Origin of the sequence: Aliishimia ponticola, from assembly GCF_004803475.1 — a bacterium.
Lineage (GTDB): Bacteria > Pseudomonadota > Alphaproteobacteria > Rhodobacterales > Rhodobacteraceae > Aliishimia > Aliishimia ponticola.
Map to the genome: position 1 here is coordinate 76334 of NZ_SRKY01000001.1, position 25420 is coordinate 101753.

The following is a 25420-nucleotide window of genomic DNA, read 5'->3' on the forward strand; positions in this document are numbered from 1 at the left end:
TCCTTATTCCGCAGGCTCGGTAGAGGCGGGGCTATCCGCCTCTTTCGACTTCTTGCGCGACAGCATCCGGCCGATGCGTTGTCCGCCTTCGACAAGCCCACCGGGCAGGAAGGTCACGACCAGCATGAAGATGATGCCAAGCGTCAGGTGCCAGCCCTTGCCGACGAAGGGATGGATCAGCGTGACCATCAGGTCTTCCATCCCGTCGGGCAGGAACGAGAACCAGCCATGCAGCACGTTGTCGTTGATCTTGGAGAAGATGTTCTCGAAGTACTTGATGAGCCCTGCACCCAGAACCGGGCCGATCAGCGTGCCCGCGCCGCCCAGGATGGTCATCAGAACCACCTCGCCCGAGGCTGTCCACTGCATCCGTTCGGCACCCGCCAAGGGGTCGACCGCCGACAAAAGCCCGCCCGCAAGCCCGGCATACATGCCGGAGATCACGAAGGCCGCCAGCGTGTAGGGGCGCGAGTTCAGCCCGGTATAGTTCATCCGCTGCTGGTTCGACTTCACCGCCCGCAGCATCATCCCAAAGGGCGAACGGAAGATGCGGATCGCCAGATAGAAGCAGATCAGCATGATGAAGGCGCACAGGTAATACCCGGTGTTGAACTGGAACTCCCATCCGCCCACGCTGACTTTCTGCGTGGCGCGCATGGACAGGCCAAAGATATGCGGCAGGTCCGGCAGGCGCTCCGAATTGTGGAACCACTGGGGATCGTTGGCATAGACCTGCAGCCCTGTTTCGCCATTGGTCAGGTTGAATTTCGGGTTCGACAGCACCGAATAGGCCAGCGCGAAGGACATCTGCGCGAAGGCAAGCGTCAGGATCGAGAAGTAGATCCCCGACCGGCGCAGGGTAATCAGCCCGATCAGCAGGGCAAACAGCCCCGATGTCACCACCGACAGGGCGATGCCGGGCAGCACGTTGTAGCCCAGAAGCTTGAACATCCACACGCAGCTGTAAGAGCCCACGCCAAGGAAGGCGGCGTGACCGAAGCTGAGATAGCCGGTCAGGCCAAAGAGGATGTTGAACCCGATCGCGAAGATGCCGAAGATCACGAATTTCTGCATCAGGTCCGGATAGCCCGCGTTGAACTGCGCCATGGCGCTGTCCGCAGGGAAGGGGTTGAGGATGAGCGGTGCGCACATCGTCAGAATGGCGACGACGATAAGCAGGCTCATGTCTTTTGCGTTGAGACCCAGCATTGATTAGTCCTCCATCACGCCTTTTTTGCCCATCAGACCGCGCGGACGGGTCAAAAGGACGATGATTGCGACAAGGTAGATGATGATCTGGTTGATCCCCGGGATCGTCGTCGTGGCCCATGTGGTGGACGCGAAGGCTTCGAGGATGCCAAGGATGAACCCGGCCAGAACGGCACCGGGCAAAGACCCCATACCGCCGACAACAACCACCACGAAGCTTAGAACCAGGAAGTCCATGCCCATGTGATAGTTGGGCGCGTTGATCGGCCCGTACATCACCCCGGCAAGCCCCGCCACGGCGGCCGCAAGCCCGAACATGGTGGTGAACCGCTTGTCGATATCGATGCCCAGAAGGCCCACGGTTTCCCGGTCGGCCATGCCCGCACGGACCACCATCCCGAAGGTGGTGAATTGCAGGAAGGCAAAGACGCCGCCGATGATCAGCAAAGCGAAGGCGATATAGATCAGCCGCCAGATCGGATAGGCAATCTGAAGCCCCAGACCTTCCCCCAGCTGCGCCACGCCCGACAGCGCGTCGGGGGCAGGGGTCTGGATCGGGTTGGCGCCGAAGAACGCCTTGATCACCTCTTGCAGCACGATGGCGAGGCCAAAGGTCACGAGGATCTGATCCGCATGAGGACGCTTGTAGAAATGCTTGATCAGGCCGCGCTCCATGATGAAGCCGATGGCGATCATGATCGGGATCGCAAAGAGAATGGCCAGAGGCACTGACCAGTCGATGATACTAGCGCCCACCTCGGGGCCGAACCAGCTTTCGACATAAGGCGTCTTCACCTTCAGCGGATTGCCGAGGAAGTCCTTCTCGGTCTCGCTGATGGTTTCAAAGCTGGCATTGAGGATGCGCTGCAACGTGACGGAGCAGAACGCCCCGATCATGAAAAGCGCACCATGCGCGAAATTCACCACGCCAAGCGTGCCGAAAATCAGGGTCAGCCCCAAAGCGATCAGCGCATATGCCGATCCCTTGTCGAGGCCGTTCAGAACTTGCAGGAGGATTGCGTCCATTGTCCCCACCTATGAATGGATGAACGGCCCGCGGGCCGGGGGTAGGGTGCGCTCAGGCGCACCCTACGGGTGTGTGTCGCGCGATCAGGCGCCCGGGTTGCAGGACCCCAGCGAGCCGCCTGCGAACATCGGGTGATCTGCCGCGTACTCGACTTGTGCGCGCGGTGTGATTTCCACGATCTCCAGAAGGTCGAACTCGGATGTCGGGTTGTCCTTACCCTTCACGACCAGAACGTCCTTGAAGCACTGGTGGTCCTCGGCGCGGTACAGTGTCGGGCCGTTGCCCAGGCCGTCGAACTCGAACCCTTCAAGGGCTTCTGCCACGGCGCAGGGGTTGTGCGACCCGGCACGTTGCACGGCATCCGCATACAGCAGCGTCTGCACATAGCAGGTATGCGCGGCCTGGCTCGGCGGGAAGCCGTATTTGGTGCCGAAGGATTTCACGAAGGCTTTGGAGCCTTCATCCGTCAGCGACCAGTGCCAGTTGGTGGACCCGAAGATGCCCTTCACGTTCTCGCCCGCGCCCTTCGCCATCAGGCGGGAATAAAGCGGCACGACGATTTCGAAGTCTTTGCCGTTCACCTGCTTTTCACGCAGGCCGAACTGCACCGCAGCCGTCAGCGAGTTGACCATGTTGCCGCCGTAGTGGTTCAGAACCAGCACGTCCGCGCCGGAGTTCAGGACCGGTGCGACATAGGACGAGAAGTCTGTCTGCGCCAGCGGCGTCAGCACGTTGTTGACGGTCTGCCAACCCAGCGCTTCGGTCGCGGCCGCGATGGATTCCTGCTGCGTCCAACCCCATGTATAGTCGGCTGTCAGGTGATAGGCGCGGCGGTCCTTGCCATAACGCGCGGCCAGCACGGGCGCCAGTGCCGCACCGGACATGTAGCCGTTAAAGAAGTGACGAAAGCCGTTCGCCTTCTTGTCCTTGCCGGTCGTGTCGTTGGAGTGGGTCAGACCCGCCATGAAGATCACGCCCGCTTCCTGGCACAGGCCCTGCACAGCAATCGCTACACCGGAGGAGGAACCGCCGGTAATCATCACCGCGCCGTCCTTTTCGATCATCGACTTCGCGGATGCGCGTGCCGCATCCGATTTGGTCTGCGTGTCGCCGGTCACGAATTCGACCTTGCGGCCCAGGATGCCCGAACCGTCCAGCGATTTGGACGAGAACGTGTTCATCATGCCGCCGTCGCCGCCGCCATTCAGATGCTCGACCGCCAGCTCATAGGCGCGCAGCTCGTCCGCGCCCTCATCTGCGTAAGGACCGGTCTGCGGCACGTTGAAGCCCAGCGTGACCGACGATCCGGTCGGCTCGTTGGTGAACGCGGCTGCGGAAGAGGCCGTGAAGATCGTCGGCAGGGCAACGCCGGCACCGGTGACGGCACCGGTCTTCAGCATACCCCGACGAGTCAGGTTAGATTTGGTCATGAATTCCTCCCAAAGAATGTAACCTGCCTTCATGAACTGCATGGCAGGTATGCACAATGTGCAAGTCAACTATGGCAAGGCATTTGAAAATCTCGCAATAAGCCCCTTGAGTTAAAGGGGTATTTTGTAAATAACTACACAGAGTGTCCGGTGATTTTGTAAATGATCTTATATTGCAGCGCAGAAAGGGTCTGAATTTGCCCGACAAAGCCAAAGAGCACCCCCATGGCCATTGACGGTCTGACAGGCAGCCGTATCCGCGAACGTCGTCAGATCAACGGGCTGCGACAGGCCGATCTTGCCCGGCAGATCGGTATTTCGGCCTCTTACCTCAATCTGATCGAGCATAATCGCCGAAGAATCGGCGGCAAACTGCTCTTGCAGATCGCCGAAGCGCTGGGCGTGGAAAGCGCGCATTTGTCCGAAGGGGCAGAGGCCGCGCTGATCAGCGCGTTGCGCGAGGCGGAGGCAGGCGCGGGCTTGCCGGGGGTCGAGTTGGAGCGGATCGAGGAATTCGCGGGCCGCTTTCCCGGCTGGGCGCGGCTGCTTGCGGCGACCCATGCCCGTGTCGGCCAGTTGGAGCAGACGGTCGACGGGCTGAACGACAGGCTGAACCACGATCCGGCGCTCGCCTCTGCGGTGCATGAGGTGCTGTCAACGGCGGCGTCGATCCGGTCCACCGCGTCGATCCTTGCAGAGACGGACGCGCTGGAACAGGAATGGCTGGACAGGTTCCACACCAATATCAACACCGACAGCGCGCGGCTGGCCGATAGCAGCCGTTTGCTGGCGGGCTATCTGGAACAGGGCCCGTCCGCGCGCGAGGATGGCCCGAAACTGCCGCAGGAAGAGGTCGATGAATGGCTGACCGCGCGCGAATATCACGTGGCCGAGCTTGAGGACGAGACAATGAGCGCGGCGCAGATCGTCAGCGCCAGCGATCTCAGCCCGACCGCGGGGATGATCCTGCATGTGGTGCTGGATGGGTACGCCGCCGATGCCCGCGCGCTGAAGGCAAGCGTGCTGTCCCGCGCCATCGAAGCGGCGGGCCATGTCGATCCGGTGGTCTTGTCGCAGACCCTGCGCGCGCCGGTGGGGCTGGTGCTGCGCCGAATGGCCTGCCTGCCGGAACTGGGCGCGGGCTACGTGTTGGCCGATCGATCGGGCAGCCTGATCCTGCGCAAGGGCACGGCGGGCTTTGCCTTGCCGCGTTTTGGCGCGTCCTGCCCGCTTTGGCCTGTGTTTCAGGCGCTGTCACAGCCGGGGACGGTCATTCACCGCGTCGTCGAACAGGTCGGCCGCCGTCAGGCAAAATTCGACTGCTATGCCGTGACAGAACCGGTCGGGCAGGCGGGCTATAACGAGGTCGCCCTGCTGCGGTCGGGAATGCTGATCCTGCCCAATTCGGCGCCCGGCGCAGCAGAGCTGGAGGTCGGCGCGTCCTGCCGCATCTGTCCCAAGGACAATTGCCCGGGGCGGCGCGAGCCTTCGGTTCTGTCTGATGTCGCATGATCTTTTGACTCAAGGCCGAAAAAACGGGATATTCGCCGCATCGGCAAGAGGAGGCCGAGACGCAGCAGGGCGCGACAAGACGTCCGTTGCCAAAAACAACAATGGGGGGGACACTGGCGCATGCGCAAACATGTTCTGCTGGTGGAAGACGAAGCCAATATCATAGAGGCGGTCCGCTTTTTGCTGACGCGCGATGGTTGGCACGTCGAAGCACATGCTGACGGCAACACCGCGATGGCGCGGATCGTCGAACGTCAGCCTGATCTTGTTATTCTGGATCTCATGCTTCCGGGCAAAAGCGGGCTGGATATTCTGCGCGATCTGCGGGGCAATCCGACATTCGCGGAATTGCCGGTGTTGATGTTGACCGCGCGCGGGCAGGAACAGGATCGCGATTTGGCCGCGCAGGCCGGGGCCAGCCGGTTCATGACCAAGCCGTTTTCCAATGTCGAGGTGCTTGAGGCGGTGCGCGAACTGGCGGCGCAATGACCACGCCGGGCGCAGCCGGGGGCACGGGGCCGCTATGACCGAACGCTTGGAACCCGGCGTCTTTCTGGAACGGCGCAGTTATCGCCGCCGCCGCCTGCTGGACGGGCTGCGGCTGCTGCCCTTCATCGGCGCATGGCTGTTCATTCTGCCGGTCTTCTGGCGGCAGGCCGGCGAAGAAGAGGCACGCATGACCTCGGACGCGCTGCTGTTCGTGTTCGGCGCATGGCTGGTGCTGACGATCCTGTGTGCGCTGCTGCTTTGGGCCTATAACCGGAGCGGGGCCGAAGGTACGGAGTCCGGCTGAGATGACCACGCTGAACTCGCTGGTTCTGGTCTGCCTTGCCTATGTCGCCTTCCTGTTCGCGGTCGCCTTCGCGGCGGAACGCGCCGCGGTGCGGGGCAGTCGGCAATGGCTGCGCGCGCCGCTGATCTATACGCTGTCACTGTCGATCTACTGCACCGCCTGGACATTCTACGGGGCGGTTGGCTATGCGGCGCGGTCCGGGATGGAATTCGTGACGATCTATCTGGGGCCAAGCCTTGTGATGTTCGGCTGGCTTTGGGTGCTGCGCAAGCTGGTGCGGATCGGGCGCACGCATAAGGTCACGTCTATTGCTGACCTCATTTCCTCGCGCTTTGGCAAGTCCAACACGCTGGCGGTTCTGGTCACGCTGGTCGCGGTCATCGGGGTCACGCCCTACATCGCGCTGCAACTGCAATCGGTGACGCTGTCACTCGCCATCTTTGCCGAGCTTGATCCGGGCGGAGAGCCGTTAAACAAGGGCCCGGCGGCGTTCTGGATTTCCTTTGGGCTGATCCTTTTCACCATGCTGTTCGGCACCCGCAACCTTAATGCCAATGAACGCCAGCACGGCATCGTCATCGCGATCGCGGTCGAGGCCGTCGTCAAGCTGGTCGCACTGCTGGCTGTCGGGGCGTTCGTGGTCTGGGGCATGGCTGGCGGCGTGGGCGAGATGATGCAGCGCATCGACCAATCCAGCATCGCCGAATGGCGGGTCGAACGCGGGCGCTGGGCCACGGTCACCTTCCTTGCCGCCGCAGCCTTCCTGTGCCTGCCGCGCATGTTTCAGGTGCTGGTGGTCGAAAATGATGATGACCGGCAACTGGAAACCGCGTCCTGGCTCTTTCCGCTTTATCTGTTCGCGATGAGCCTTTTCGTCGTACCGATCGCGGTCATGGGGTTGGAGATGCTGCCCGAGTCCAACCCGGATCTCTATGTTCTGACGCTGCCGCTGCTGCTTGAAAAGGATGCACTTGCGGTCCTGGCCTTTCTGGGCGGCTTTTCATCGGCAACGTCTATGGTGATCGTCGCCAGCCTTGCGTTGGCCACCATGGTTTCCAACCATATCGTGATGCCGATCTGGCTGTCGCTGCATGGGGAGGGGGCCTCTGTCTCGGGCGATGTGCGCCACGTGGTCATCACCGCGCGGCGCCTGTCGATCATGTTCATCATCGGCCTTGGCTATATTTACTTCCGGATTTCCGGCGGATCGGCGGCGCTGGCTTCCATCGGCATGATCTCCTTCGCGGGGGTGGCGCAGTTTCTGCCCGCGATGATCGGCGGCATCTTCTGGCGTGGCGGCACGCGGGCCGGGGCGCTGGCGGCGGTCAGTGTCGGCTTCGTGATCTGGGTCTGGACGATGCTGTTGCCCTCTTTCGGAGCGGGCGGATTGCTGACACCGCAAGTGCTGGCCGAAGGGCCGTGGGGCATCCGCGCCCTGCGCCCGCAAGCCCTGTTCGGGTTCGAAGCGCTCGATTCCACGGTCCATGCAGTCTGGTGGAGCCTGTCTCTCAACTTCCTGACCTTCTGGTGCGTGTCCATCTTCACCTTCCCAAGGCCGCTGGAGCGGCTGCAGGGCGCGCAGATGGTCAATGTCTTCGACCGTGCCGGGGGCACCACGCGCGGCTGGTCGGCCACCGCAGCGCAAAGCGAAGACCTGCTGATCATGGCGCAGCGTATCCTTGGCCCGGAGGAAGCGCGCACACTGTTCCGGCAAGAAGCCAGCGCGCAGGGCTATTCGGGCAACCTGCCTGACCCGTCGCCGGAATTCCTTCAAAAGCTGGAACGTGAACTGGCTGCGGCGGTGGGGGCCGCCACGGCGCATGCGATGATCGGGCAGATTGCGGGCGGGCCGGGCATTTCGGTCGAAGACCTGATCGCCGTGGCGGACGAATCCGCGCAGATTCTGGAATATTCCAACCAGATCGAGGCAAAATCCGCCGAACTCAGCCGCACAGCCCGCCAGTTGAAAGAAGCCAATACCAAGCTGAAGAAGCTGTCCGTGCAAAAGGACGCTTTCCTGAGCCAGATCAGCCACGAGCTGCGCACGCCGATGACCTCGATCCGCGCGTTCTCCGAGATTTTGCGCGACACCGACGAGCTTGCGGTGGATGAAAAGACGCGCTTTGCCTCGATCATCCATGACGAGGCGATCCGCCTGACCCGGCTGCTGGACGACCTGCTGGATCTGAGCGTGCTGGAGAATGGCCAAGTGACGCTGAACCGGCAGGTCGGCTCGCTGGAAACGCTGCTCAATCGCGCGGTGCAGACGGTGCAGCCCGGGGGCGACGGGCCGATGAAAATCATCCGGCGCCGGATCAATGAACAGGTGCTGCTGCAAACCGATCTGGACCGGCTGACGCAGGTGTTCATCAATCTTGTCTCCAACGCGCAGAAATACTGCGCCGCGCCAAATCCGCGCCTGACGATACAGGCCAACCAGACCGATACCGAGGTGACGATTGATTTCATCGACAACGGAACTGGGATTTCCGAAGCGGACCAAGCGCTTATCTTCGAGAAATTCTCGCGCCTTGGGGATAGTGACGGGTCCGGCGCTGGGCTTGGGCTGGCGATCTGCGCCGAGATAATGGAACGTTTGGGCGGCTCCATTCGCTATCTGCCGGGCACTGGCGGCACCGGCTTTCGCGTGACATTGCCAAAGGTTCACGCAATGGCCGCGCAGTAAGGCAATCGTAACCAACGAGGGTTAAGACCTTCGGCAGGGACGTAGCCTGGCACGGCGGATATGAGTGATAAGACAGCCAATTCGGCATTGCGCAGGAAAGCGCAAGTAGGCCAACAGCAATTCGAAGCCCGCGCGATGACGGCTGCGCGGGCTCTACGGGTGACGTTGTCCAAAGTGGCCGAAGATGACCTTGAACTTGCAATGGCGGCCATTGGCCTGACAGAGGCGCGGTGCGCGGCTGAAGATGTTCTGGATCAGGTTGGCGACACCACGTTGATGCTGCTGCTCGACACACCCGATCGCGGCCCCGGCGCGGCGCTGCTTGACAGCGCGCTTGTGGGCGCACTGGTGCAACAGCAGACCATGGGCCGGGTGAGCGAGGTCGCGGAAAACGCGCCGGAACGCGCCCCGACCAAGACGGATGCGGCCCTTGTGGGGCCAGTGCTGGACGCGATTTTCCAACGCGCAGGCCCGCTGCCCGATACAGAAGCCCAGGTGCAATTGCTGACCGGCCTGCGTTTTGGCGCGCATCTGCCGTCGGTTCGGCTGATGAAAATGGCGCTTGAGGCACAGCAATACACGCATTTCCGGATCACGATCGATGTCGATGCGGGTAAGCGGCAGGGCTTTCTTGACCTCTTGCTGCCGCCCGTCCAGAGTTCCGCGCCGAAGAAAACCAGCGCTGAGGAGGCCGGGGAAACCCCCGCGACGCTGGAGCCGCTGGTCATGTCGCTGAATGCGCAATTGCAGGTGGCGCTGTGCCGTTTGCGTATGCCGCTTTCAGAACTCGCGTCCCTGTCACCGGGGGATATGCTGAAACTGCCCGAAGGCGTGCTTGAAAATTCCGAGATTCTGACCAATGCGGGCCGTAAGGTCGCGGCTGGCAAGCTGGGCCAGGTCGGCGGACGCCGCGCGGTGCGGATGACATTGCCGCAGCAGGGCGAGCGCCCGAATGAACGGCGTGCCGCCGATGGGGCCGCTCGCAAGGTCGAGATGACGGATCTTTATGCCGCCGTCGAAGCCGAAGCGCGCGCCGACGCGGCGATGGCCGCCGCCGAAGCGGGCGATGCAGGCGCGCTGGATGGCGGTCTGGACCTGCCAGATATTCCCGGCGCTGATCTTGATCTGCCGGGTCTTGGCGATCCCGAACTTGGGATGCCTCCGACCATTGAAGGCAGCGATTTGCCAGACCTGCCGGCATTGCCGGTTCTTCCCGGTGTCGGTGACGCCGGCGATGCCGGTGCTGCAGGATCGCTTGGCGATTTGCCGGACCTTCCCGATCTGCCTGACTTGCCCGATCTTCCGTCGCTGCCGGACATCAAGCAAGCCTGATCCCGCAAGAGGGGGGGGCTGCGTCACCCTTTGTGGGCGGCGGCCTCCAATGCCGGGCGGATGTTGGACAGATCATAGCCACCGTTCCGCGCGGCTGCGAGGATGTCATCGGTGTCCATCTCGCCCGCCTGTCCCAACGCCCAACCGATTGTCGACCGCGTCCCCGACGCACAATAGGCAAGAACCCGCCCCGGCGTCTGGTCAAGGATCGCGCGGTATTTCGCGATCGCTTCGGGCGTGAAGGTCTGATGCGTCAGAGGCAACTCGTGAAAGCTCAACCCCGCCGCTTCGGCGGCCGCGCGCAAAGTTGCGGCCTGATGGCTGGGCGGCACTTCCGCATCGGGGCGATTGCAGATCACCGCTTGAAAACCCGCAGCGGCGATTGCCGGCATGTCCTGCGGATCCAACTGCGGGGCGGCGGAAAACTCGGGGGTGATGTTGCGAATATCCATAACCCGGTCATTACGACGCGCAATTGCGGCTGTCCAGCGAACGCCCGCTTTTCCGGCACTCGCTTCGATTGCTGCTCAAGATTAGGCGTGAAAACAGGCGACACAACCGCAGATAGCAACTTATACTGGTGCTGTCCGCGGCCAAACCGCAGGATGGGAGTATTAAAAAACAGTTCGGCGCGCCGCATGGCCCGGCGAACCATATGGGAGGAATCACAATGTATGAACCAGCGCCAAAGGTGACAGACGCCGACCGGCTGGCACGCGAAATCCGTGAAAGCTCTACTGATCGGCGTATTGAGTTACAGCCATTATTCGGCCGCATGCTGCAAGGGTTGGAGGAGTCCGGAGTTCCAGTTCCGGCCCGCATGCGCAACCTGCATGAACAGCTTCTGGAAGAAGCGATTGAAGCAAAGTTCGACAACCTGCCGGTCTGATTTGGCACCGGGCGTCCAAGCCTGCCTGCAACCGGGCGGGTCAATTAGCCAAGTGCAAGCCCCACGGCCAGAAGCATCAAGCCAAGGGCCGACAGGGCGAGGGCGCCCAGATTGACCGGGACGAGCTTTTGCAAAAGCACGCGCATCTCCGCATCCTCTGTGGTGGTGCGCCGCGCTTTTGCGACCTGAAGGATGCACCACAGCAGCAGCGCCAATCCGCCAAGGGTCAGTGCCGCGCCGCACCAGATCAAGATCGTGAAAATCGTCATGCCATATGCCTCCGCGTGGCGGATAGCGCGCAGGCCCGCGCGGTGCAAGCCAGACGCAGAGGGCGTCGTGCCAAATCCGCTTGAAGCAAGCGCGCAGCGGCGCTAGGTCAGGGGCCTGATTGACCCATGGGAGCGCATGCGATGAACGATGTCCTCGAAGATACCAAGCCCGACAGCTACCGCGTGACCGCCGACGAACTGCGCCAGTTCATCGAGCGTTACGAGCGTCTGGAACAAGAAAAGAAGGACATTGCAGAGCAGCAGAAAGAGGTCATGGCAGAGGCGAAGGCCCGCGGCTATGACACCAAGGTGATGCGCAAGGTCGTGGCGCTGCGCAAGCGTGACAAGGACGACATCGCCGAAGAAGAAGCCGTGCTTGAGATGTACAAGGAAGCGCTTGGCATGAGCTAAGCGCACCACATCCTAGGGCATGATCAGCGTCACGCCCGGGATGCGCTGCACCTCCAGCATGTCGTCGTCATAGACGGTCGTCATCCGTTCGACCAATTCTTCGGTCCAGCCGGGCAGGTCGAGTTCCTCTTCGATGGCTTCATCAATGGCGAACTTGTCGAGAAACGCCGCCATGACCCGGCGTTTCTGCATCTCATTCATCGTCGGATGCGATTTGAGATAAGCGCGAAAGCGCTGCATTCCTTCGCGCGACATGATGGACGACAGCAGGTCGAACCCACCGATGATCTTCTGGCCCGGCTCCAACCCGGCCATTTCGCGAATGATTTGCGCCCAAAGCAGCGGCGCATCCTCGTTGCACCAGGTGGTGATCTGGATCTGGGGAAACTCTTCGCGCACCATCATGAAGAAGTCGGACCAGAGGATTTCCTCAGGCAGAACGCCACCCAGAAAGCCTGCGATATATTCCTTGGGGGACCGGTCGAACGCGGCGGGCAGGAAGGTCGCCGGATTGCGCATCGCCATGAACATCTCGATCCGGTCATCGGGAAATAGCGTGACGAGGCTTTGCAGCCGTTCGATTGCCTTGGGATAAAGCTGACCGTTATTCACGGAAGAGCGGGGGGCACCGAAGAAATGCGCGTTCGACAGAATCACCCGTTCGGCGTTTTCCTGATCGAGAATCGCATCCAGAAGCACCTCGCGCGCGTCCTCGGTCGGTTCCGTCTCCTTCAGGGCGCCGAAGGTCTCGCGCAGCAAACGCCGATAGCGTCCCGGTCCCGGCACAGCCACCCCGCGACGCGAGAAATCTTCCTTGTTGCGGAGCAGGCACTTCATCAACCGTTCTTCTTCGGTAAAATGCGCGCCCGTGTGTAAAACAATATGCATGTAGGTCTGAATCAAGCCTGTGATTGACCGACTATACAATCTCCGACTGTGGCGACCAGACGCATGGCCACGGTCAGTTGAGGGATGTGACCAATTTGCTGTGCATGATGCATTTTTTGGTTTGCAACCCGGCCCACGTTCTTGATATAGCGCGCCTACCGCACCGGCGCAGGCCGGAACGGTCGCCCCTATAGCTCAGCTGGTAGAGCAACTGATTTGTAATCAGTAGGTCCGCGGTTCGAGTCCGTGTGGGGGCACCATTACCTTCCGTCGAAGGCCCTGTTTTCATTGATTAACAAGCTCTTGCGTTGCTGTTTCAGGACACATTCTGGGACACTTCGAGGACACTTGCATGGTCGTGACAATGAAGCTCAAGTATATCGACGAACTTAGTGGAGGCCGGAAAAGGTTCCGCAGGCGCTGGCCGAAGGATGTGGCCGAGGTCCGGGGGGAAACTGTCTTCCAGAAGCCGCTTAAAGCCCGCTCAGGCCCCGCTATGGTCGCCGAGTGGGAAGTCCTATCAGCAGAGTTTGAGGCAATTGTGGCGGCGCACAGGCGTTCTGTGGAGGAGCGAGAGAACATGTCTCCCCGCGCACGCTGGCAGGAAGCTCTGCAGGAAGCACAGCGGTTGCTTGAAGGCGCTCACGGCGGTGATGAGTTGGTTCGGCAGGTCTTGGCGGAAGACATTGCACGACACCAAGGTGACCCCATGCTCTATCGGGCCGTTATCCAGCCCGATGCAGCACCTCCGGCATACACTCTCGCAGATGCTTTCGACCTCTACGCGCGGGAGAAGATCGACGACAGCCAAGGGCGAGGTCCGAGGAACAGGCTGGCGCGGGTGAGAAAGAAGACCGAGGAAGCGTTGGGCAAGCTGTCCAAGCTGCCGATTGCTGAGCTGCGTAGGCAACATGGCAGGAAGCTCCTCGGCCACCTCCAAAACTCCAAGACACCCACCGGCAATCCCCTGTCCGCAGGAACAATAAGACGGGAATTGAATACTGTTCGGGCAATTGTCGAGCTGGCCTTGGTCGAGTTCGATCTGGTTAACAATGTGGCCAATCCCTTCCGCAAGCTGGAAGTCAAAACCAGCGGCGCAGCACCTACGGTTGACCGTAAGGCCCGCCTTCCGTTGCCCGTGGAGGTCATTGCCAAAGTGCGCGAGCGGCTGTCCCGCAGCAAGCGTCCTGAGCTGCTGTTGATCTGGCGTCTTCTGGAAGGCACTGGCTGTCGCCCTAGTGAAATCTCTGGGCTTCGGCTTAAGGATGTGAAGATCGATCACGAAACGCCCCACATCCACGTCACATGGCACGAAGACAGACGCATCAAGACTGAGGCAAGCCACCGTTTGGTCCCCCTCGCAGGAGATGCTCTGGAAGCCGCTCAAGGGGCCATAAAACTGGCAGAAGGTGAAACCCTACTGTTCCCGCACTATGCCCGCGAGGGAGGCGCTGAGCGGCTCTCTGCGGCCATGAACAAGCATGTAAGGGCTGTGACGGATGATAGGCGGCATGTAGTCTACAGCCTCCGCCACAACTTCAAGGACAAGCTCATCGAAGCTGGTGCAGACCCCCGGATTGAACACCGTATCATGGGCCATGCGGCAGGGAACCTTGGTGACCGCGTGTATGGCAGCGAAGCGGCTTGGCTGAAGGTGGCGGCGGAGGTGGTGCGGAGGGCCGTAGGGTGATGCCCTGAGGGGCTCTCACAGGCCTGCTAACTGTCCCGTAATTGGTCACCGCAGGGCAGAGCCCCATGCGCCCTCTGCGCCTCTTTCTTTGCGTCTCTGTGAGGGTGTCAGCATCAGCTTGCAGCATAGCCCGCGAGGTACTCCCTTCCAAGCACACCTCACGGCTGGACGAGGCGGAGAAAAGGGTGATCGAAAAGTCCGCCGCTCAGAATGGCGGACTTATTGCACTCTTCAGAGCACGTCTCCCGCGTGTCTCGATCATCTCTGAGAGCGGGCTCTGCAAGCTGGTGATGCGCAGCGACAAGAAGGAAGCCAAGCAGTTCCAAGATTGGGTGACCCGCGAAGTCCTCCCTGCCATCCGTAAGACAGGCACCTACACCATACTAGGCGCGAAGAAGACCATCGAGGCACCGAAAAGGCGGGAAATCAACATATAGTAGTTGCCTTTCTAAATCTGGTATTAACCCACACCATAGGACTAAGAGGCGTTTTGCTGGAGCTGACCGAGGTTAGCGCTTGGCAGGACAAGATCAATTAACCCACACTATAGGATAAAGAAGACCGCGAAAGGATAACGCCGAGCTGCTGGCGGACGATGACAAGCAGCGCATTGGCAATCCCCTCTCAGGGCAAGGACGGTAGATCGACCCCCGATCATGCCGGATACCTCACGGGATTACCCAGATAGGACAGGAGGTCGTGGCACTTGTTCCGAGGCTGGCGATGGACAAAGACGCGATAGGGCAAGATGGCGTAGGACTGAGCTGAGAATCCCTGTGTTGTAGGTTTACAACACGTGGCGCAGCCACCCGAAGGTGTCCCATACGGTAAGCTGAAGCTGACCGCGAACGGGTTCACCGGGGTGGACGATGATTATTCATCATCTCTCATCTCTCTCACGGGCGAAGCCCGCTCAGAGGTTCATGTTAACAAGAACTGTGAACGAGGCCAAAAGGTCGTGCTCAGTCCATTTGAGCGGTTCCCTTTTTGATACCGTTCACAAACACCTTCAATGCGGCTGTTGCCGCTGGTGGATTGAAGGTTGGATGATAAAGATGATCTGAGCTTCTGTGGTCTTCCAGAGCGCGTTAGCGCGTCGCTTCGTGTCTTCCCTGAAGGTTCCTGCGAACGGGCACCTAAAGGGTCTGCGAGGTTCCATCTCCTCCACCACCACCACCGACAAATTCCCCTCACATCACCGATGGGCTGCCTACAGGGCCGCCCTGTTTGGTCGCAGGTTGTTCTTGTCTCAAGGCCCTGCGGGCAGCCCTTCCGTGCTGTGAGCGCGATAATTCCAAACAACTGACAAGGACAAGTTCAATGAACGCAATTACCAAAATCCTCTCCGAAACCCAAGCCTTCGACTTCAACGCCAAGCAGGTCCGCGTGGTGCAACTCGACGGTGCCCCGTGGTTTGTTGCGAAGGATATTTGCGATGTGCTGGGCATTGGCAACCCGTCAATGGCTGTTGCTTCACTAGAAGAAGACGAGGTTACCCTCAGTACTATTGAGGGTAGCCACAGACCGACCAACCTAATTTCCGAAAGCGGTCTGTACGCCCTCATCTTCCTGAGCCGCAAAGCAGAAGCCAAGGTGTTCCGCAAATGGGTGACCTCCGTTGTTCTTCCTGCAATCCGCAAGACAGGCTCCTACGTTGCCGGTGAGGAACACCTCGACCCCACCGCCCCAGACTATATAGAGCGCCTGCACGAGCTGTTGCTCGAAGCTATGGAACGTAAGATTGCAGCGCAGGCTGCCCAGATCGAAGCCCTGACGCCCAAGGTCGACGACCACGACAAACGCTTCGAGCGTGTCGATCTGATCGGACTGACCGAGTATGCCAAGCAGGTGGGCTTGCGCCCGAAAAAGTTCTGCGAGGTGCTCCGCCAGATGGGCTATCTCTACTCCCGTGGTCGGGCGAAGAACATGCCCAGCGCCCAGTATGCCGACAAGTTCTTTGAGCGCCGCGATACTGTTGCGGGCTTTGGCCAGACAATGTTGACCAAAGAGGGCGTTATCCACTTCAATGGACTGATGAACGCTGGAATGTTTGATGGCATCAAGTCTAAAATGATTAATGCATGACCCTGAGCGCTGAAAATCACCACCGTCGCAAAACCATCAACGTCCCCAAGCATTGGCTCTACAGCAAACGCTGGCGTGACCCGTCATATAACAACCGCAGCTTCAATGCGGGCGGGCGTAAGGCGAGGGAGGATACACCCCTCTATTCCCCAATCGCACCTCAACCAAGTGGAATGGAACGCTGACCTTCAAATGACCCAGCAGGGGCCTTCACTGGCCCCGCCCACGCTGCCTTGCGTTCAGCCGACCTTTTGAACTCTCTAATGACGCAGTTGTTAGCTCGGCTAACGAAGAAATGTCCTGCACATAATCCGCCACAAGCGCTTCTCTCGAAGCTTGTTTGAGTGGGAGTGTCGGCCCAAAGCTGCCGCACAGCAACCGACCTGACGCCGCAGTGCAGCTTTCGCAATGCAGCCATTCGAACGTCGCATAGCATTTTTGTGCATTGAAAGTCCGCAACCTTCCCGTTCATACTGAAAAGTCGAATGATCAGCTCACAATTCAGGGAAACTTCAGACGAGGTTTTTCTGGGAGGTTGGTAAAGACAATTTTGGGAGGCGGACTCAATGTCACTTACATTTTCCGGAAAGCAGGGAAACTCCCCGAGTTTCGAAACACTCTTGGAGGCATTTGATGGTGACACACGCGTCGTTGTGGTCAGCTCACAGGAGGCGATTCAAGACAACGGGTTGCCTGCGGTGCAGCAGAAAGCTTCTGAGAAATACGACGCAAAGCTGTTAGACGAGGCGGGCCGCGTCAAAGTTTTCACGACCGATTTCTTAGAACGGCCCACTCCGGACGTTGGCTGACCAGTCGAAATTCTGCGATCGCAGCCCGCTTTGCGGTCATTCGCTGCGAGCGCGAACTTCGGGCTTTTTCGAATCCACACATCGCGGACAAACTGAGCCTTCGCTGCGTCTGAGCCAATGGCAGATTTGGAACACAGCCTCAGTCAAAAAAACGGTCGCTTTTGAACCTTTTGGGTCGGCCTCTTTGGCTTCCTTTAATCCATACATTGAAATCACACAGATTGCACCAGAAGCGCAGCAATGACGAACACACCCATATTCTGGTTGAAGTTGTGTTCCGTGCCTAACGAGGCAGCGAAGCAAACGATGGCTATGATCTGATCACAAAACACTTGATGCTCTGAGGATTAATGATTGCTGGCCGCGCTCAGAGCGTGCCAGACTAGCAAGATTGAACAATCTAGAGATTTAGACCGATGGGACACATTCGCACATGGAGCCAACTTGAGGCTTTAGATTTATCGCAAGCTGAGAAAAAACTGATCTACGCATGCTACTACAGTGACCCCTGCAAACTTGATGATGGAGACTTACCTTCATCATGCAGCAACCCAACTGGTACTCGCAGAGTTCGTGCGAGCGTCTTGCGATATCTACTTCTAGGAGGGTGCCATGAAAAACCACTTCCGACTTGTAAGGTTGATTTATGCGGCGCTCATATCACTGGAAGTTTGAATCTGGATCATCAGAAAATTAAGAATTCTCTATCGCTTTCCAAGTGCCGTATGGACAGTGAGTTGACTGCTATTGGCGCATACATTCCCGGCTTCGAAGTATCGAATTGTCATATTCTGAAAATGACGTTGGAACGGTCTATTGTGAGAAACGACGTGTGTCTCAACGGCTCTACTTTTTCGGAAAGGGTTTGTTTGTCCGGTGCTCGGATAAAGGGTCAGTTGGATTGCGAAAACGCTAAATTTAGATCCAAGAACAACTTTCAAGGCCCAGGGCCGGATGCGCCGCCATACGCATTCGATGCACAAGACATGAGTGTTGGCCATGGTTTTTTTTGGAGAGGCGTCTCTGTTTCTGATGGCGCGGTAGACGTAAGCTTGGCTGACGTAGGAGCCTTAGCAGATGACTATGAAAGCTGGCCGGGCATAGGCCGACTTCGGCTGAATGGGTTATGCTACAAAGGCTTAGCAAATTCACCGAAAGACCCTATTGGTCGAAAGAAATGGCTTGAAGCAGGAAGCTATTGGAACGATGAATTCCTACCGCAACCGTATTCCCAACTGGCCAAAGTGTTGCGAGAGCTCGGACACGATTCAGACGCTAGAGTAATACTCGAAGAACGAGAGCGCCGACTGAAAGTTGAGGTTCGCAAAGGGCTGCGAACTGATTCAAATCCGGCCTCGAGAAATTATGTCGTCGCATTAGGCTATGACGCTTGGAGCGCACTGCACTACATATTTGCTGATAAACTGCTTCAAGGACTAGTTGGTTACGGGCATCAACCATTTCGAAGTCTTATTGCGCTTTTGTTTCTGATTGTCGTTGCGGTAATCCCGGCGCACTGCGCGTACGAGGCTGGGGATTTTGCACCAAACTCTGCAGTCATCCAGACATCTAATGGGTGGCAAGAACTGCTTTCGTCAACTAACCCCGCCAAAGCATGGTCCGCCGCAGGCCAGGCCGGTCAAGACTGGGAAACGTTCAGCCCAGTTGCCTATGGGATTGATCTGGTTGTCCCGATTATAAGTTTTGGCCAGACCAATGCATGGGCTCCTTCTACAACTAGAGGGCGTTTGGGAAAAACTCTTTGGTGGCTGGAATGGCTGCTTTCCACTGCTGGATGGATTGTTACGGCTCTTGGTGCGGCTGCTATCACGGGACTTATCCGAAGAGACTGAGGATCAATTTGATCAATGCTTCTAACGCTAAAATCTCTGAGGCAAGTGGACCTTCGCTCGAAGCGCAGTATTCGATAGAATGGGCTCATTCATGCCGTTCTCCGCTTCGCGGCATCCGCTACTTAGGCCGCCTCTAGCAACGTTACTCACGGCCCTAACCGGACGTCCCCCAAAGTTTGGACGAATGGCCGCTTTCGTTTAGCACTTCAGATCAGAGGCTTCCGAGTTGCTGTAACTTGAGCCTATTGAGAAGGTCAGTTTGGTTGGGTTTTCGCCTCATTTCTGCAGACTGCTCCAGAGTGCTTCAGGTCACAGCTAGCGAGAGTTAAACTCGCAGACCTCGCACTTTAAACCTTTGAAGTACTTCTCGTTCAAGAATACCTTAAGCCAAACCTGCCCAACGAAAGGGAAGATGTTGAAATGAAATTTGATCCCTATGAATACACCAGCGTGATAGTACCCGGCAGTGTGCTGGTTGTAACGTTAGCGTTGATTTTTCCTGACATTGTACCCAGTATCACGACTTCTCTGAGCCTCGGTGACTTAGGGCTCTTACTCATTCTTGCATTCATAGCAGGTCATTTTGTGCAGGCGGGCGGGAACGTTTGGGAGTCCGTCATATGGAAGATCTTGGGCGGTTGGCCTACCGCCTCAGTCATGGCGGCTTCCTCAAGCCTTTTGAGCCAACAGCAAAGAGAGCAATTACAACAAAAACTCACGACCGACTTTGGCGAGAAAACTGCCACGTCATTTGGCGAAGGCAGGGGGCAAATGCGTGAGTTGTTCGTTCACATACGCCAACATGGAAGCGTAGACCGGATCGAAAAGTTCAATCGCAATTATGGGCTTATGCGCGGAACTGCTGTCGCCTTTCTTATTGCCGCAGCATTAGTTGTGGGTTTTCGTCCTGAGAAGTACTCCATCGCACTGCTACTTGCTGCCACTGCATTAGTCTTTACCATTCGTATGGTTCGTTTTGGGAAACACTATGCGCGTGAAGCGTTTGCCGAATACCTTCGAACTCCGGCCACGTCATCTGCCGAATAGGTCTCAAGTTTCGAAGGTGGCGTCCAGCACGTACATGCGGTCTTCGTGGGCGCCCGTTATCGCCATTAGGGTGGGAAGTGCACGCAACAAGTCTTCCGCGACGAATCCTTTGACAGTTTTCCAGTCCCGGTTCGACGCTATCGGAGCCGAACTAGGGTGCGAATGCCACGTTCCAACAACTGCGAGACGCCCCTTTGTTCTGCGAACGAAGCTCTTTTCCCAAGGCGTCTGGCCCCAGCGACCGAGCTGGAGATATGTTGGCGAAGCGATTGTGTCCGGTGGTTGGCTGGATGCTGCAACAACGAAGATTTGCGATAGATATTCATCTATTCCTCCATAGAGATATCCGCCGGTTTCATCAGGCGCGTGATTCAATCTTAGATCGTGCAGGGTTTCTAAAACGGATTGCGAAACGAGTACTTTCCAGTTGGCCGTTTCGTCGCTTGGGCCGAATGTGGAGATGGGTGATGGGTGCCACTCTGCCGCGCCGCAAGGCAGTCCATTTTCGTCGATGCTATTAAGAAGTATCGCAGGTTTCGAGAATTCCTGTGTGTGCTTTTTGCAGAAGGCGAAAGAGGACGAAGCATGTGCATCGACTTTGTAAGCGGGCATCTTTGTGGTCATCGAACTGCAACCGAATCCAAGGATAAGCTCGTTATCTAGAAACGACTGTGTCGCCTCATACTTGAGCCAATCCCTGACAGCTGGGTTGTGCTCAGCGTGCGCAATCAACTGCATATGCATCATGGTTAGATTGTGGTCACTGCCCAACTCGGTGAGATAGCTAACTCCAAGACGCCCTTCGTGAAAAATCTCTGACCTTTGAATTTTAGGACCACTCTCCCAGCCTATAGAGAGACGGCGTCTTACCTGCGCATCCGCAGAAGTGTCTATCACGAGCTCAGTTTTGTTGAATTCCTCAGTAACCTTCTCAAATTTGACCTCAAGGAAATTCTCCGAATGATGCTCTACCTTAGTTCCTTGTAAACGTTGATTGGCGATCACTGCAGCAACGTCAGCTTTGCCGTACCGCATAAGCTCTTCTGTTCCACGATGCCGCGCCAAATTATGTGCCAGCAGCATATCGTGGTCATATACTGAGAACTTTGTTGCACCGCCTCTGGTGGCATAATCGACGAATGCACTCCCTAGAGCACCGGCACCGATCAAAGTGAAAGACGGGAGCGGCTCCTCTCCTGATACCGCGGCAAGAGTTTCGCTGATTGGTGGCACCATTCCAATAAATGGTTTAACTTCTGACTTGGTATCCCAGCGGTTGCAGTAGTCGGCAAGGTCGCGTTGTAGGTAGTAAGTTCGCAACTCCAATTGACGTGCATTGGCGTCTTCAGACAGGCCAACGATTGTGGGGTCGATTGGAACGGGCCGCCAGATCCCAAGGATGAGAATAACTGCGCGGTGACCGGCCATGTCTCGGTCACAATCAACACCAAAGTTGATTTCCAGCCGGTTCATCGCCGTGGTCAGATGCGGAGCAAGTTTCGCCTTCTCGGTACCTTGGACGATGCTTTCAACGCTTGTCCAAGTGTTGAAGTAGGGAAAGTCGTCTGGTTCGTCGGCGTTCGCCCAACAGAATACTGCAGGGATGTGAGAGGTCTTATCCTCCTCAAGCATACCAAACAGTTCCGTTGCTTTTTTTACCGCTTCACCATTCTGCAAATCGATTATCGGAAGCTCGGCGTGTATGAAAACCCCGTTCAAGTAATTGCGGTTTATCTGGGCGCGGATGTACGCGTAACCGCCGCTAGGGTTTGCAGCGGCGTGCTCTTGAAGAATTCTAGGGTTTAGATAGCCCAAGATCGGGTGTTCAGGCCATACAACTGGCACCGGCTCCCAGCCATCGGCGTGGTAGGATTTTGTCTTCGCATCGCGAAACCAGTCAACCAACCTGGCAATGACACCCTCAATTCCGGCGTGCTCATAGATGGGCTGCAAACCGCTTCGCGCCAAGCAAAACACGGCAGGCTCATCTGCCCCAGACGTTATCAGGTGTTGTAAGCTTCGTGGAAAATCGGGCCTTCCACTTGAAACGATTGGTGCGGCGCGACCCACAAGTTCTTTTCTGGGATAGCGAAAGACAACAGGCTCAACGTCAAGAATACGGGTTTCCTGCTCTTCAAGCAGGAGGTCAGTCTTTATCTCAAATGCAACGACAAAGCGCCCATCTTCAGATTCAGAGGCGTTGATGCTTTCTTCAATTACGGGCCCAGAGCGACTGATACGGGATAACTCCCATAGTACGTTTCTTGAATGCTCGTACTCCGCCATATGGTCATCACTCATCCGTACCCGCCGCCGCCTGCTGCTGCGGAAGTAGCGGGAGACCCGATTGCCGGCGATGCTAGTGCTACAGCGAGTGTCATGCCACTGGCGGTGAAATTGAACACAACATCTTTCGGCTTATCGCCATGTGCCCCGGCTGTGCATCTGAACCGATCTCGCACAGCTTGGGTTACTTCGCCGCCCTGCGCGAGCATTTTGTGATACTTGTCGCGTGCTTCAGGGTGAGGAGGGTGTTTTTGGCCAAACTTGCGCGAGCTTGCCACAACATGAGATTTTCCAGACCTCGGGTGATTTATACCTGCGTACGCCTCATCGGACCATTCAAAGATTTCCTCACCGTTCTTAAATGCCTTGCGGCCAAGCGAATGTCTGGAGCAATGGTGCGGCGCGAGCAGAACATCCCATTCAAGCTGCTCATCAGTCATCTCTTTGTTGAGCCGCTCCCAGATATCGACGGTTGAATCACCGGCCAGCACAAAAACGGATTCTCGTCCCCGTATCTTAACCGTCCACTGGAAAACAAGACTGGCCGGGTTAGATGAATTCTTGGGCTCACCCTCTTTCGCCTTGGGGATGTTTCCTTCGGATGAATTGGGAGCCAGAAGCCGCCACTCGATCCCATTGCAGAGGGTGTTCTTCGCGCCAGAGCTTGCAGTTAGAACCTTGAGCCGGTTTCCATCTTTGTTTCCCGCTTGTGTTCCTTGCAGCGCTTTCCTGCGTTTGATCTCGTCTAGAACTGGTTTGGATTTGTCTGTCGTGTAGTTTGGGTTGGCGGAGTATTCGCTACACCAAATCTCGTCGACCAGTATCAGAACATCGCCTTCGTCTGGGTCACTGTCGCGGTCTTCTGGTTTGCCCAAATGGAAGATGTCGCCAAAGCCACTGAGGTGATCCTCGTCAGGATGGGTCAGAACAAAAATATCCAGCTTATCGTCATTGCAAGCGCTTCTGACTTTGGGCGCGAAATCCAGCGTGTCGCTGTCCTCGTCACTGGCGTCGGCACGATAATTTACGTCCGTCATGATGACCCAGCCGTGGGCCTCAATAAGGGAGGCGTCTCCGTTGTCGCACGAAAAAAAAGTAAGTTTTTGAGCCGACATTATTTTCCTCATTGATTTTCAAATGCTCGTTGTCAGATGTAAAGCCGATGCACGGTTTTCAAGTACCAGATGTGGTATTTTTTTGAGAGGCGCTCTTTAAAATTACTCTATATGCAGTGTTTTTCAGGTGGTAGCGGTTTTTTGTTCAATCACTCGTATTCGCTAGAACGTCAATGACGAGAATTACGCCCTATTTTTGAAACCTCACCGTTAGCAGTCATTCACTCAAGACGCAGCGAACTTCCGCTTTCCGCCCTTTGTGCTAGCAAGTGAGATCATTAGGTAAGGAAACCCACCGATAGGATACCTCCAAATATTTCTGTGCAAAAATTCATGCAGCAAAGATCATATAGTAGGCCGCGCAAATTCCCCCGGTGGGGAGGGGGTCTTCTCTCCCAGACGCGCTCGCAGGCACCTTCACATACCTACTGGCAGGCCCGTGGTCCTATCCCCTAAGCTAGCGCAACGGCCACTCATATTGTAACATGCATAACGACCGTTGACGTTTGCAACGGCCCTGCTTATCCTCTCAATCAAGCAGTGGGAGTTAGACAGAATGAAACGCTATGTGATCTATCGCCGGGTATCGACTAATGAGCAGGGCAAGTCTGGGCTGGGCCTTGAGGCGCAAGACAGGGACATTCGCCTATATCTCGAAAGCTACAGCGATCAGCCATTTGAGGTGGTTGCTGAATTCACTGAGGTTGCTTCTGGCTCCGATGACCGCAGGCCAGAACTGTCCAAAGCTCTCGACGTGGCCCGCAAGCATGGCGCTGAGTTACTTGTAGCCAAGCTCGACCGCCTGTCTCGCAAGGTTTCCTTTATCGCTTCCCTTTTAGATGACCGAAGGGTCCAGCTCCGCGTAGCTGCTATGCCGCAGGCGGACAAGTTCCAGCTTCATATCTATGCAGCATTGGCTGAGCAGGAGCGGGAGTTCATCTCGATCAGGACCAAGGCAGCACTCAAGGAAGCCAAGGCCCGTGGCGTCAAGCTAGGCGGTGCGCGCGACAAGACCCTAAAGCGGAACCAAGAGGTACAGCGTAAGGCTACCGAGCGCGCACAGAACGTGGCTGGGCTAATTCAGCCGCTGCGGGATGCGGGAAAGAGCCTCAGGGAGATTGCTGCGGAGTTGAACCGAGCGGGGGTGCGAACGGCCCGTGGCGGTCAATGGCAGGCGTCACAGGTTAAGAGGACAATAGAGCGACTGGAGAGGGCGTGATGGATAAAGGTCAGCGATACTGACTTATATTTCATGCGAACGGGTTCGTTGGGGTGTATCAGTAGTTTTCAGCCATCCTCACCTCTCACTCAGCCCCTTTCGCATGGCCGCTATGTTCAGCGTCCGGTCAACCGTCATATCCGCCATAGCCAGTGCATGGACCATGGGTTGCATACTCCCGCCTTCAGCCATTGCTAGGCCCTCAAATTCGCCCTGAGCTGCCCGAAACTCCTCCCATGCCTTCTGAGCGTTATCCAGCGCGGCGATAGCATTTTCCGAAAGCCCGCCCTTCCGCTTCAAGCGTTCGATTGCGGTGGCGAGGTTCTCGTCCGCTTCCTGAAGGCGCTCACCAGACGCCATGTTCATCTCGACCTGAGTAGTTGCATTTTGCAGTAGGCGGTCAGCTTCTAGCTCTACCAATGCTTCCCGCTGGGCTTCATGGCGCTCATCGAGTCTTCGCAGAAACTCTTCCGCGTCATCTTCAACATGGCGAGCTAGAGAGGGGTCTTTCCCCATCTTCTCCAGCTTTTCCCGGACCTCTAGCTGCAACATATTCCGCTTGGCGTTACGGGCTTTGCGTTTGTGAGGGAGGATGCTTTCAAGCCATTCCTCGGTCTGGGGAATGAACACCTTTCGGGCAATGTCAGCAGCTACGCCCCCGAAGAATGTCAGTAGGTATGAAATTTCCATGTGGGCGCCTTGGAGAATTGATTTGAGCACACGTTAATCGCGAGGCGTGGGTGGGGCAATTCAGGTAAATGGAATTTCGGCTTGCCCTCACATCACCGCTATGGGACACATTTAGGGCACTTTCTGGGACACCTTCGCAAGACATGTACCCGTAAGTCATTGAAAACAATTTGGAAATAC

General features: G+C 57.3%; 23 protein-coding genes and 1 tRNA gene. 15 read left to right on the top strand and 9 right to left on the bottom strand.

What is annotated here, in order from left to right; translation table 11 throughout:
• Window positions 1-3 precede the first annotated feature (3 nt).
• The 3 genes from E4Z66_RS00400 to E4Z66_RS00410 all read right to left on the bottom strand — a co-directional run bounded on the left by E4Z66_RS00400 (window position 4) and on the right by E4Z66_RS00410 (window position 3666).
• Window positions 4-1209: a branched-chain amino acid ABC transporter permease gene (locus E4Z66_RS00400; protein ID WP_136460967.1), complete on the bottom strand. Its 1206-nt coding sequence runs from the start codon at window positions 1207-1209 to the stop codon at window positions 4-6.
• Between the two features lie 3 nt (window positions 1210-1212).
• Window positions 1213-2235, bottom strand: coding sequence for a branched-chain amino acid ABC transporter permease (locus tag E4Z66_RS00405; protein ID WP_136460968.1), 1023 nt, complete (start codon window positions 2233-2235; stop codon window positions 1213-1215).
• Window positions 2236-2319: 84 nt separating this feature from the next.
• Window positions 2320-3666 carry a substrate-binding protein gene (locus E4Z66_RS00410; protein WP_136462081.1) on the bottom strand — a complete coding sequence of 449 codons (1347 nt, stop codon included), beginning with the start codon at window positions 3664-3666 and terminating at the stop codon, window positions 2320-2322.
• 225 nt (window positions 3667-3891) lie between these two features.
• On the opposite strand from E4Z66_RS00410, the gene E4Z66_RS00415 reads away from it, so the two are divergent.
• The 5 genes from E4Z66_RS00415 to E4Z66_RS00435 all read left to right on the top strand — a co-directional run bounded on the left by E4Z66_RS00415 (window position 3892) and on the right by E4Z66_RS00435 (window position 9989).
• On the top strand, window positions 3892-5178 hold the full coding sequence (locus E4Z66_RS00415; RefSeq protein WP_136460969.1) for a helix-turn-helix transcriptional regulator: 1287 nt from the start codon (window positions 3892-3894) through the stop codon (window positions 5176-5178).
• Window positions 5179-5298: 120 nt separating this feature from the next.
• Window positions 5299-5667 (top strand): response regulator transcription factor, encoded by a 369-nt coding sequence (locus E4Z66_RS00420; protein ID WP_136460970.1) that lies wholly within the window; start codon window positions 5299-5301, stop codon window positions 5665-5667.
• Window positions 5668-5701: 34 nt separating this feature from the next.
• Window positions 5702-5971 (top strand): hypothetical protein, encoded by a 270-nt coding sequence (locus E4Z66_RS00425; protein ID WP_136460971.1) that lies wholly within the window; start codon window positions 5702-5704, stop codon window positions 5969-5971.
• Window position 5972: 1 nt separating this feature from the next.
• Window positions 5973-8657 carry a sensor histidine kinase gene (locus E4Z66_RS00430; protein ID WP_136460972.1) on the top strand — a complete coding sequence of 895 codons (2685 nt, stop codon included), beginning with the start codon at window positions 5973-5975 and terminating at the stop codon, window positions 8655-8657.
• A gap of 60 nt (window positions 8658-8717) precedes the next feature.
• Complete coding sequence (locus E4Z66_RS00435) at window positions 8718-9989, top strand: FliM/FliN family flagellar motor switch protein (protein WP_136460973.1); 1272 nt, start codon at window positions 8718-8720, stop codon at window positions 9987-9989.
• Between the two features lie 23 nt (window positions 9990-10012).
• Here E4Z66_RS00435 and E4Z66_RS00440 read toward each other — a convergent pair whose 3' ends face one another.
• Window positions 10013-10441, bottom strand: a complete 429-nt coding sequence (locus E4Z66_RS00440) for a protein tyrosine phosphatase family protein (RefSeq protein WP_136460974.1) — start codon at window positions 10439-10441, stop codon at window positions 10013-10015.
• Window positions 10442-10659: 218 nt separating this feature from the next.
• Between E4Z66_RS00440 and E4Z66_RS00445 the strand changes: the two genes are divergently transcribed.
• Window positions 10660-10878: a hypothetical protein gene (locus E4Z66_RS00445; RefSeq protein WP_136460975.1), complete on the top strand. Its 219-nt coding sequence runs from the start codon at window positions 10660-10662 to the stop codon at window positions 10876-10878.
• 44 nt (window positions 10879-10922) lie between these two features.
• Here E4Z66_RS00445 and E4Z66_RS00450 read toward each other — a convergent pair whose 3' ends face one another.
• Window positions 10923-11147: a hypothetical protein gene (locus E4Z66_RS00450; RefSeq protein WP_211097088.1), complete on the bottom strand. Its 225-nt coding sequence runs from the start codon at window positions 11145-11147 to the stop codon at window positions 10923-10925.
• 141 nt (window positions 11148-11288) lie between these two features.
• Here E4Z66_RS00450 and E4Z66_RS00455 point away from each other — a divergent pair, with 141 nt between their 5' ends.
• A complete protein-coding gene (locus E4Z66_RS00455; protein ID WP_136460976.1) occupies window positions 11289-11558 on the top strand; it encodes a DUF2312 domain-containing protein in 270 nt (89 codons plus the stop codon).
• Window positions 11559-11570: 12 nt separating this feature from the next.
• On the opposite strand, the gene E4Z66_RS00460 is transcribed toward E4Z66_RS00455, so the two are convergent.
• Window positions 11571-12446, bottom strand: a complete 876-nt coding sequence (locus E4Z66_RS00460) for a hypothetical protein (protein WP_136460977.1) — start codon at window positions 12444-12446, stop codon at window positions 11571-11573.
• A gap of 184 nt (window positions 12447-12630) precedes the next feature.
• Between E4Z66_RS00460 and E4Z66_RS00465 the strand changes: the two genes are divergently transcribed.
• The 7 genes from E4Z66_RS00465 to E4Z66_RS00495 all read left to right on the top strand — a co-directional run bounded on the left by E4Z66_RS00465 (window position 12631) and on the right by E4Z66_RS00495 (window position 19930).
• Window positions 12631-12706, top strand: a tRNA-Thr gene (locus E4Z66_RS00465).
• Between the two features lie 92 nt (window positions 12707-12798).
• On the top strand, window positions 12799-14136 hold the full coding sequence (locus E4Z66_RS00470; protein WP_136460978.1) for a tyrosine-type recombinase/integrase: 1338 nt from the start codon (window positions 12799-12801) through the stop codon (window positions 14134-14136).
• Window positions 14137-14201: 65 nt separating this feature from the next.
• Window positions 14202-14573, top strand: a complete 372-nt coding sequence (locus E4Z66_RS00475) for a BRO-N domain-containing protein (RefSeq protein WP_211097089.1) — start codon at window positions 14202-14204, stop codon at window positions 14571-14573.
• An 883-nt stretch (window positions 14574-15456) separates the two neighbouring features.
• Complete coding sequence (locus tag E4Z66_RS00480) at window positions 15457-16221, top strand: BRO family protein (RefSeq protein WP_136460979.1); 765 nt, start codon at window positions 15457-15459, stop codon at window positions 16219-16221.
• Window positions 16222-16787: 566 nt separating this feature from the next.
• A complete protein-coding gene (locus E4Z66_RS00485) occupies window positions 16788-17030 on the top strand; it encodes a hypothetical protein (RefSeq protein WP_136460980.1) in 243 nt (80 codons plus the stop codon).
• 416 nt (window positions 17031-17446) lie between these two features.
• The gene (locus tag E4Z66_RS00490) at window positions 17447-18883 is read left to right on the top strand and encodes a hypothetical protein (RefSeq protein WP_211097090.1); all 1437 of its coding nucleotides are present in this window, start codon (window positions 17447-17449) and stop codon (window positions 18881-18883) included.
• 420 nt (window positions 18884-19303) lie between these two features.
• Entirely contained in the window at window positions 19304-19930 is a 627-nt protein-coding gene (locus tag E4Z66_RS00495; RefSeq protein WP_136460982.1) for a hypothetical protein, read from the top strand.
• Window positions 19931-19933: 3 nt separating this feature from the next.
• Here the strand turns inward: E4Z66_RS00495 and E4Z66_RS00500 are convergent, their stop codons facing one another.
• Entirely contained in the window at window positions 19934-22231 is a 2298-nt protein-coding gene (locus E4Z66_RS00500; protein ID WP_136460983.1) for an anti-phage 6A-MBL system cap2_3 protein, read from the bottom strand.
• Window positions 22228-23331: an anti-phage 6A-MBL system MBL-fold protein gene (locus tag E4Z66_RS00505; protein ID WP_136460984.1), complete on the bottom strand. Its 1104-nt coding sequence runs from the start codon at window positions 23329-23331 to the stop codon at window positions 22228-22230. Before E4Z66_RS00505 ends, E4Z66_RS00500 begins: the two co-directional genes overlap by 4 nt.
• A gap of 556 nt (window positions 23332-23887) precedes the next feature.
• Here E4Z66_RS00505 and E4Z66_RS00510 point away from each other — a divergent pair.
• The gene (locus E4Z66_RS00510; RefSeq protein ID WP_136460985.1) at window positions 23888-24550 is read left to right on the top strand and encodes a recombinase family protein; all 663 of its coding nucleotides are present in this window, start codon (window positions 23888-23890) and stop codon (window positions 24548-24550) included.
• A 78-nt stretch (window positions 24551-24628) separates the two neighbouring features.
• Here E4Z66_RS00510 and E4Z66_RS00515 read toward each other — a convergent pair whose 3' ends face one another.
• Window positions 24629-25240 carry a lysozyme inhibitor LprI family protein gene (locus E4Z66_RS00515; RefSeq protein ID WP_136460986.1) on the bottom strand — a complete coding sequence of 204 codons (612 nt, stop codon included), beginning with the start codon at window positions 25238-25240 and terminating at the stop codon, window positions 24629-24631.
• Between the last annotated feature and the right edge of the window lie 180 nt (window positions 25241-25420).

Coding starts and splice junctions, on each gene's coding strand:
- E4Z66_RS00400 (WP_136460967.1), bottom strand. CDS start 1,209: ATGCTGGGTCTCAACGCAAAAGACATGAGCCTGCTTATCGTCGTCGCC.
- E4Z66_RS00405 (WP_136460968.1), bottom strand. CDS start 2,235: ATGGACGCAATCCTCCTGCAAGTTCTGAACGGCCTCGACAAGGGATCG.
- E4Z66_RS00410 (WP_136462081.1), bottom strand. CDS start 3,666: ATGACCAAATCTAACCTGACTCGTCGGGGTATGCTGAAGACCGGTGCC.
- E4Z66_RS00415 (WP_136460969.1), top strand. CDS start 3,892: ATGGCCATTGACGGTCTGACAGGCAGCCGTATCCGCGAACGTCGTCAG.
- E4Z66_RS00420 (WP_136460970.1), top strand. CDS start 5,299: ATGCGCAAACATGTTCTGCTGGTGGAAGACGAAGCCAATATCATAGAG.
- E4Z66_RS00425 (WP_136460971.1), top strand. CDS start 5,702: ATGACCGAACGCTTGGAACCCGGCGTCTTTCTGGAACGGCGCAGTTAT.
- E4Z66_RS00430 (WP_136460972.1), top strand. CDS start 5,973: ATGACCACGCTGAACTCGCTGGTTCTGGTCTGCCTTGCCTATGTCGCC.
- E4Z66_RS00435 (WP_136460973.1), top strand. CDS start 8,718: ATGAGTGATAAGACAGCCAATTCGGCATTGCGCAGGAAAGCGCAAGTA.
- E4Z66_RS00440 (WP_136460974.1), bottom strand. CDS start 10,441: ATGGATATTCGCAACATCACCCCCGAGTTTTCCGCCGCCCCGCAGTTG.
- E4Z66_RS00445 (WP_136460975.1), top strand. CDS start 10,660: ATGTATGAACCAGCGCCAAAGGTGACAGACGCCGACCGGCTGGCACGC.
- E4Z66_RS00450 (WP_211097088.1), bottom strand. CDS start 11,147: ATGACGATTTTCACGATCTTGATCTGGTGCGGCGCGGCACTGACCCTT.
- E4Z66_RS00455 (WP_136460976.1), top strand. CDS start 11,289: ATGAACGATGTCCTCGAAGATACCAAGCCCGACAGCTACCGCGTGACC.
- E4Z66_RS00460 (WP_136460977.1), bottom strand. CDS start 12,446: ATGCATATTGTTTTACACACGGGCGCGCATTTTACCGAAGAAGAACGG.
- E4Z66_RS00470 (WP_136460978.1), top strand. CDS start 12,799: ATGGTCGTGACAATGAAGCTCAAGTATATCGACGAACTTAGTGGAGGC.
- E4Z66_RS00475 (WP_211097089.1), top strand. CDS start 14,202: ATGCGCCCTCTGCGCCTCTTTCTTTGCGTCTCTGTGAGGGTGTCAGCA.
- E4Z66_RS00480 (WP_136460979.1), top strand. CDS start 15,457: ATGAACGCAATTACCAAAATCCTCTCCGAAACCCAAGCCTTCGACTTC.
- E4Z66_RS00485 (WP_136460980.1), top strand. CDS start 16,788: ATGTCACTTACATTTTCCGGAAAGCAGGGAAACTCCCCGAGTTTCGAA.
- E4Z66_RS00490 (WP_211097090.1), top strand. CDS start 17,447: ATGGGACACATTCGCACATGGAGCCAACTTGAGGCTTTAGATTTATCG.
- E4Z66_RS00495 (WP_136460982.1), top strand. CDS start 19,304: ATGAAATTTGATCCCTATGAATACACCAGCGTGATAGTACCCGGCAGT.
- E4Z66_RS00500 (WP_136460983.1), bottom strand. CDS start 22,231: ATGAGTGATGACCATATGGCGGAGTACGAGCATTCAAGAAACGTACTA.
- E4Z66_RS00505 (WP_136460984.1), bottom strand. CDS start 23,331: ATGTCGGCTCAAAAACTTACTTTTTTTTCGTGCGACAACGGAGACGCC.
- E4Z66_RS00510 (WP_136460985.1), top strand. CDS start 23,888: ATGAAACGCTATGTGATCTATCGCCGGGTATCGACTAATGAGCAGGGC.
- E4Z66_RS00515 (WP_136460986.1), bottom strand. CDS start 25,240: ATGGAAATTTCATACCTACTGACATTCTTCGGGGGCGTAGCTGCTGAC.